6 protein-coding genes are annotated in these 7364 nt (G+C 42.7%); 1 reads left to right on the top strand and 5 read right to left on the bottom strand.

Going from position 1 to position 7364, the window contains the following annotated elements:
* The 5 genes from KGY70_14545 to KGY70_14525 all read right to left on the bottom strand — a co-directional run.
* Positions 1 to 327 (bottom strand): Nif3-like dinuclear metal center hexameric protein (locus KGY70_14545; protein MBS3776411.1); only part of this gene is annotated, 327 nt, incomplete at its 3' end.
* Positions 328 to 607: 280 nt separating this feature from the next.
* Positions 608 to 952, bottom strand: a complete 345-nt coding sequence (locus tag KGY70_14540) for a MerR family transcriptional regulator (protein ID MBS3776410.1) — start codon at positions 950 to 952, stop codon at positions 608 to 610.
* Between the two features lie 61 nt (positions 953 to 1013).
* Positions 1014 to 2522 (bottom strand): hypothetical protein, encoded by a 1509-nt coding sequence (locus KGY70_14535; protein MBS3776409.1) that lies wholly within the window; start codon positions 2520 to 2522, stop codon positions 1014 to 1016.
* 10 nt (positions 2523 to 2532) lie between these two features.
* Entirely contained in the window at positions 2533 to 3504 is a 972-nt protein-coding gene (locus KGY70_14530) for a M23 family metallopeptidase (GenBank protein ID MBS3776408.1), read from the bottom strand.
* Positions 3505 to 3512: 8 nt separating this feature from the next.
* Positions 3513 to 4484 (bottom strand): M23 family metallopeptidase, encoded by a 972-nt coding sequence (locus KGY70_14525; GenBank protein MBS3776407.1) that lies wholly within the window; start codon positions 4482 to 4484, stop codon positions 3513 to 3515.
* 396 nt (positions 4485 to 4880) lie between these two features.
* On the opposite strand from KGY70_14525, the gene alaS reads away from it, so the two are divergent.
* Positions 4881 to 7364, top strand: a 2484-nt coding sequence (gene alaS, locus KGY70_14520) for an alanine--tRNA ligase (GenBank protein ID MBS3776406.1), incomplete at its 3' end; no start/stop codon positions are given.

Below are 7364 nucleotides of genomic sequence, written 5' to 3'. Positions count from 1 at the left end.
AAAACCGTTCTTCAGGTTATCCAGATTGGTATGGGCGGCATATATCGCTACATCATTTTTAAGGGCTTTGATTACACACCGTTCCACATGGTCTTTTCCGGTAAGGCTCTTCAAACCTGAAAATATTAAAGGATGGTGGGCAAGAATGAAATTGGCTCCTTTTTGCCTGGCTTCCTCTATGACCGATTCGGTAACATCAACCGAAACCAGCACGCCCGATAATTCATTATCCGTATTACCCAGGAGCAATCCGGAATTATCGTAATCTTCCTGTAATCCCAGGGGAATTGAGGCATTCAGATATTCAACAAGCTCTTTGATTTGCATAGGTTACTTTTTCCGCTATACAACAATGGAAATAACAAATTGTGCTAAAGTTAGTACCTTATCATTTACATTCTGACAAATTTTGGCAGAAAATCAATAATTTATAGCTGAAATCATTATTATATCTTTGTTCTCTTGTTATAAATGAGTAATGCTGTTATAGATTGATAAGGTACGATAAATAACCTGGACATGCATGGCTTTTCATATTGCTAATAATTCAGTCCTTGTGCATTTGGGCGAATATCCTGTTTGGTTCTGGCTTGTCCAGGTTATGGTTTTAAATATCATCCAGATCTTCACGAAGCTCCGTGAGCATAGAGCGGATACTCTTAAGGGATTCAATTACCTTAAAATTATAGATGGTTCCGTCTTTGTTCTCCTTTAGCTTCTTTTTGGCACCTTTTAAGGTCATACCCATATCTTTGACCAGGTAATAAATGATATGAAAATTCTCTATGTCTTCCTGTGTAAAATAACGATTCCCCTTTTTGTTCTTTTTGGGCTTAATGATATCGAATTCTTTTTCCCAGTAACGGATCAGGGAATTGTTCACTTCAAACATTTCTGCGACTTCACCTATACTGTAATATAACTTATCTACTTTTTGTTCTTTGTAGGGCATTTTCTAAAGTTTTATTTATAATTCCAAATTAATAAAATCTGTAAGGAAACTCCAATCCATTTTAACCGGAAAAGCAATAAAGATATCCGTTCCGCGATGCTATATAGATACATCCGTTATAAGCTATTGGCGTAGCTTCAAAAGGAGCCGCAAATTTATCTTTAAGCACGAATTCCTGCTGCCGGTTATATTCAAATAGATACAGCCCATCGTAAGTGGCTGCCAGCAGTTTGTTCTCATAAAAAACGGGAGTTGAAATCGAAGGCCCCACCTTTTTTTTATAAATCAGTTCCGGGGTAGGATGATAAGTCGTACTGTCCGGACCGGGCACCTTCTTACCGGGTTGGATTTTTTGATGGTTTACCACATAAAGATACCCATCCAGCCCAATAAATGCTGCGAGTTTTTCCTCTTCTTCCCCGGTGTAATTGTCATTAATGCCTATTGATCCAATGATTCCGCCCTCCCAGCTAAGGAGATCAGTACTATCCGTGGGAAAATACCAAATTACAGAGTTCTCAGGAGATTTTGAAGGATCCAGCTTAAAGGCGCCTCCTTTTCCTTTAATATATTGTTTTTCAACTGAAACCATCAGGCAACTATCAGAAGTTACTACTGCTGAGCCATCCAGATCAGAGCCTATGTAAAAATCCCAATCCAGTTTTCGGGTTTTCAGATTATAACCGTAAACATGTCCGGCCCCTGAAGTTACGTATATACGATTCCCCAGCAAGGAGGGTGAAGATTCGGTAACCACATTGTGATCATGTTTTTCCACATCAGGCATATCGTATAACCTTAGCTGTTGATGGATTTTGGGCTGCAGCATGTCATCCTTCATTTCGGCATTTTTGTAATCGGGATCAAACACTGTAAACAGGGAATTTTCCAGGCCGATATACACCGTGTCATTGATAACCAGAGCGGAACCATCCACATCCCTGCTGTAACTATGGGTCCATTTCACATCATGCCGCCACAACTCCTCCCCGGTAAAATAAGATATAGCCCGGTAACTGGGAATATGATCGCTGTCCAGGTAATTGCCCACACCCAAACGGCTTCCCTGTAAGATGACCATCCGGTTTTCCGGTTCCGGGTAGTCCGGTTTATACCAAATGGTTCCGGTACCTTTTATAACATCGTCAAACGCATATTCCCATACCAGCTCTCCACTTGCAGCATGTACCTTTTTCAGATTGTGGTCATAGGCTCCCTGAATGAGAAACAAATCATCTCCTTCTTTCACAAGCAAAGGCTGACCGGTCCAGCCTGCACCTTTCCACTCCTTCTCCCCGATTTTCCTGGAAATAACAGTCTTGCCCTTTCCCAGGTATCTTTTCCATTTAATCTCCAAACTTTCAGGTGGATTGGATCCATAATAATTTCTCTGTTTGTTGCCCAAAAAGGTAGGAATGATCACTTCAACGGAATCGTCATTTATTAGCTCAGTGGCGTTAACATCAAGGGTATCGTTCGGATTTGAAAGAGAATCTGTCTGGGCGTACGACAAAAGCGAAGCCCAGAGGAAAGGAAGGAGACACAGTAATTTTCCCGACAAATCCTTCATAATGGTTCGCTCAATCTAAAGACTGTCCACTGTTGCTGGAGATGAAAATCATCCTTTCATATTGTTCGGGCGTAAGGTCATTAAAATAATAATGGACCGGATCCACGTTTTCACCATCTTTTTCGACTTCATAGTGAAGATGTGGAGCAACCGATAATCCTGAATTCCCTACATACCCGATAACGTCGCCTCGTTTAACCTCTTCTCCCCTACGTACATTAAATTCATCCAGGTGGGCGTAACGGGTTTTATAACCAAACCCATGATCAAGAACCACTCTTTTACCATAACCTCTTTTGGAACTTTTAACCTTTTCCACTACACCATCTCCCGTAGCATAAATCTTTGTACCCGTAGGAGCTGTAAAATCCATTCCTTCATGCAACTTTCTTATCTTATAGATGGGATGAATCCTCCAGCCAAACCCGGAGGCCGTACGGGTAAGGTCTTCATTGGAAACAGGCATAATAGCAGGGATAGATGAGAGCATTTTTTCCTTGTTTTTGGCCATATTAACAATCTCATCATAGGATTTCGACTGGACATAAAGCTGTTTGGATAATTTATCCAGCCTTTGATTGGTTTCAATGATCAACTCGGAATTTTCAAGACTTCTCAGCTCCTCATACTGTTCGGAACCACCATAACCTGCCTGCCTGACTGAACTCGGTATGGGCTCGGTTTCAAAAATAATCCGGTAAATGTTGTTGTCTCTTTCCTTAAGATCTTGTAAGACTTTTTCAACCCGGTCGAACTTATCGTTTAACATCTCATACTGCAACTCGAGCTGATTTTTCTCCCGCATCAATTCTTTTTCCCTGGGTGTATCAAAAAATGTGCTGAATAGAAGATTGTACAACACGGCCAATACCAGGGTAGCGGTAAAGTATGTAAGAAACCGCATAAACTTATCCTTCCGGGTAAGCTTTACCTTTTCGTATCTAACTGTCCGGGGATTATATTTATATTTATATCTTTCCATAGAAGTTATTAATCCATTGGTCTTCTGTTCTCTTCTGCTGCAGAGATCATCTTATCATATTGGTCGGCAGTGATGTCATCAAAGTAATAATGAAATGGATTTACAGCACGGTTGCCCTTTCTGACCTCATAATGAAGGTGCGGTCCGGTTGAGCGTCCGGTATTCCCCAATGTTCCGATCACTTCACCACGGGATACCGTATCGCCTTTTTCTACATGAATTTCGTCTAGGTGGGCATACACGGTTCTATATCCATATCCATGATTGATCACCACTTCTTTACCGTAACCGTAGGCAGAATATCCGGCCTGTTCAATCACACCTTTCCCTGTGGCATAAATTTCCGTACCTATGGGACCTGTAAAATCCATTCCACGGTGCATTCTCATATTACCCGTAAAGGGATCGCGCCTTCTTCCATAATAATCGCTTATCCTTCCATAATCTTTTATACTTATGGGTTGTATCGCCGGAATACGGGCAATCATCTTTTCCTTATTCCGGGCTTCTTTTATGACCGAGTCAAATGATTTCGACTGTATATATAATTCATTCTCCAATTTATCCAACTCCTTGGTGGTGGAAACCATAATATCCGAATTGGAATATTTTTTCAGCTCGTCATACCGGTTGGTACCGCCGAAACCTGCCTCACGAACGTTACCGGGTATGGGGTCCAGTTCAAAAATGGGTCTGTACAAATGATCATCACGTTGTTCAATGTAATTCAATGCCTGATTCACATGCTCAATATTCTGGGAAAGCATTTCGTATTTAAAAACCAGCTCCTCCTTTTCACTTTTCAGGCGGTGCTCCTTGGGTGTATCAAAGTGTGCGGTAAAAAGAATGTTAAATACGATGGCAGCCACAAGGGTAATACCAAAATACAGGAGCCCCTGAAGTAATTTGCTTTTCGCTGTTTTGTCTATTCTTTGGTAGGTAATTGTATGTGGATCAAAACGATATTTTATTTTTGCCATAAAAATAAGGTTGTTTTTCGTTATTGTTTACGTATCAAAATCCTTTATGTTAGCAAATCTAAATGAATTATTTAATTTTACAAAATATTTTGGGCAAAAAAAGGTTTTTGGCTAAATTAAGTGAATTATTTTAGCCTGCATTATTCATAAACGAATCCCGCTGGTAAGCGGGAAAGTTTATGAATGAAGGGTGGATTGCGGGGTGGATGCAGGCTCGCCTTCGCGAAGCTTCAGTCGCTTACGCTAAAGCTTCAGCGACAGCGTGCGGAGCAAGGCAACCCCGCATTAGAAAAACCGGCTTTTTGCGAAATTTATTGAAGCAAAAAGCCAGGTTTTTCAATAGCGTCAAAATTATTTGTGAATAATTCGGGTTAGACAATTTTAAAATAGAATTTTATGAAATCCAAAGAAATCAGGGAAGCTTATTTGAATTTTTTCAATCGCAAGGGACATGCAATTTTTCCTTCTGCGCCGATGGTTGTGAAGGATGACCCTACCTTGATGTTCATTAATGCAGGCATGAATCAGTTTAAAGATATATTTTTGGGTAACGAAACGCCCCAAAACAAGCGCGTGGTCGACACACAGAAATGCATGCGCGTTTCGGGCAAACACAACGATCTGGAAGAAGTGGGGCACGACACTTACCACCATACCATGTTTGAGATGCTTGGCAACTGGTCGTTCGGCGACTATTTCAAGAAAGAGGCCATCGCCTGGGCCTGGGAATTTCTTACAGATGAGATGGGCATTTCGGAAGACCGGTTGTATGCAACCGTATTTGAAGGGGATCAGGAAAATGGTCTGGAGCGGGACGATGAAGCCATGGAACACTGGAAGGATCATTTGCCGGAGGATCGTATTTTATACGGCTCTAAAGAAGATAATTTCTGGGAAATGGGCGATACCGGCCCATGTGGACCTTGTTCCGAGATTCATGTGGATCTGAGAAACAATGAAGAAAGAAACAGAAAGCCCGGTACTGAGCTGGTCAACCAGAATCATCCCATGGTCATCGAACTCTGGAACCTGGTTTTCATTCAGTTCAACCAGAAGGCCAGCGGGGAGCTGGAATTGCTTCCCGAAAAGCACGTGGATACGGGCATGGGTTTTGAAAGGCTTTGCCTGGTGATGCAGAATAAATATTCCAATTATGATACCGATCTTTTTCAGCCCATTATCCAGGAACTTTCCAAAATGGCAGGAAAGGATTATGGTAAAGAAGATATGACCGATGTGGCCATGCGCGTAGTGGCCGATCATCTCCGGGCGATATCTTTCTCTATAGCTGATGGGCAACTCCCTTCCAATGTGAAAGCCGGGTATGTGATACGCCGTATATTAAGGCGGGCTGTAAGATATGGATACACCTACCTTGATTTTAAGGAACCTTTCATTTACAGGCTTCTTCCCACTCTGATAGAGGTCATGGGTGATGCATTCCCTGAGCTCGATGCTCAGAAAGATTTAATCGGAAAAGTGATCAGGAAAGAAGAAAGCACTTTCCTGAAAACGCTGGATACAGGGATAAAGCTGTTGGATGGTGTCATAGACAGAACCAAAAAGAACAATTACAAAGTGGTAGATGGCAAAACGGCGTTCGAGCTATATGATACTTATGGCTTTCCGCTGGACCTTACCGAGCTTATTTTGAAAGAGCATGACCTGGTGGTGGACAGAAAAGAATTCAACCGGGAGCTGGAAAAACAGAAAGAACGGTCGCGGCAGGCCGGAAAGGTTGAAGCCGGCGATTGGGTTAAAATACGCGAAGATGAACGAGATGAATTCATTGGATACGACCATACGGAAACAGAGGTTCAAATAACCCAATACAGGAAGATCAAGTCGAAAGGAAAGGAAATGTACCAGTTGGTATTCAATTATACACCTTTTTATGCCGAATCGGGCGGTCAGGTTGGCGATACCGGCTACATAGAATCCGACGGAGAAAAGATCTCCATCATCGACACCAAAAAAGAGCACAACCAAACTGTGCATTATGCCAACAAGTTTCCGGAAGACCCTTATGTCACCTTTAAGGCAGTGGTAAGCAGCCAGAAAAGAATAAAAACGGCCAACAACCACACGGCCACCCACCTGTTGCACCATGCCCTAAAGGAAGTGCTCGGACAACATGTGGAACAGAAGGGCTCGCTGGTGCATCCCGATTATCTGCGCTTTGACTTTTCGCATTTCCAGAAGCTTACAAAGGAAGAAATTGAAAAGATTGAAAAGATCGTCAATTATTATATACGCAGAAACATTCCCCGGGAAGAAAAACGGGAAGTTCCCTTTGAGGAGGCCAAAGAGATGGGTGCAACCGCATTGTTTGGGGAAAAATACGGAGATCTGGTCCGGGTGATCAAGTTCGGCGACATTGTGGAATTATGCGGGGGAACCCACGTGGATGCGACCGGGCAGATCGGCATATTAAAAATCACTTCTGAAACAGCCATATCCGCAGGCATCAGAAGGATTGAAGCCCTCACCGCGGATAAAGCCGAGGAATACATCAGAAAAAATCTGCAAACCCTGGAAGAAGTCAGTGGGCTGCTCAACAATCCGGCTAATGTGAGCAAAAGCGTGGAAAAGCTCATTGACGACAACAACAACCTGAACAAGCAGGTTGAATCCCTGCTGCAGGATAAGGTGAACAGTCTGAAGCGCGATCTGCTGAACAAGATGGAGCAGGTCAACGGGGTCAACTACATTGCCGACATTGTTGATATTGATTCAGCCGGGGCCATGAAGGACATGGCTTTCCAGATGAAAAAAGAGGTGGACAACCTGGTGCTGTTATTGGGCGCCAACATTGACGGCAAGGCCAACCTATCCCTCATGATCTCGGAAAACCTGGTAAAGGAAAAAGAAATCAATGCC

Source organism: Bacteroidales bacterium, assembly GCA_018334875.1.
Taxonomy (GTDB): Bacteria; Bacteroidota; Bacteroidia; order Bacteroidales; family UBA12077; genus JAGXLC01.
The sequence above is the reverse complement of the archived record's forward strand: the minus strand, read 5'-3'. Positions and strand labels throughout refer to the sequence as shown.

Coding starts and splice junctions, on each gene's coding strand:
- KGY70_14540 (MBS3776410.1), bottom strand. CDS start 952: ATGCCCTACAAAGAACAAAAAGTAGATAAGTTATATTACAGTATAGGT.
- KGY70_14535 (MBS3776409.1), bottom strand. CDS start 2,522: ATGAAGGATTTGTCGGGAAAATTACTGTGTCTCCTTCCTTTCCTCTGG.
- KGY70_14530 (MBS3776408.1), bottom strand. CDS start 3,504: ATGGAAAGATATAAATATAAATATAATCCCCGGACAGTTAGATACGAA.
- KGY70_14525 (MBS3776407.1), bottom strand. CDS start 4,484: ATGGCAAAAATAAAATATCGTTTTGATCCACATACAATTACCTACCAA.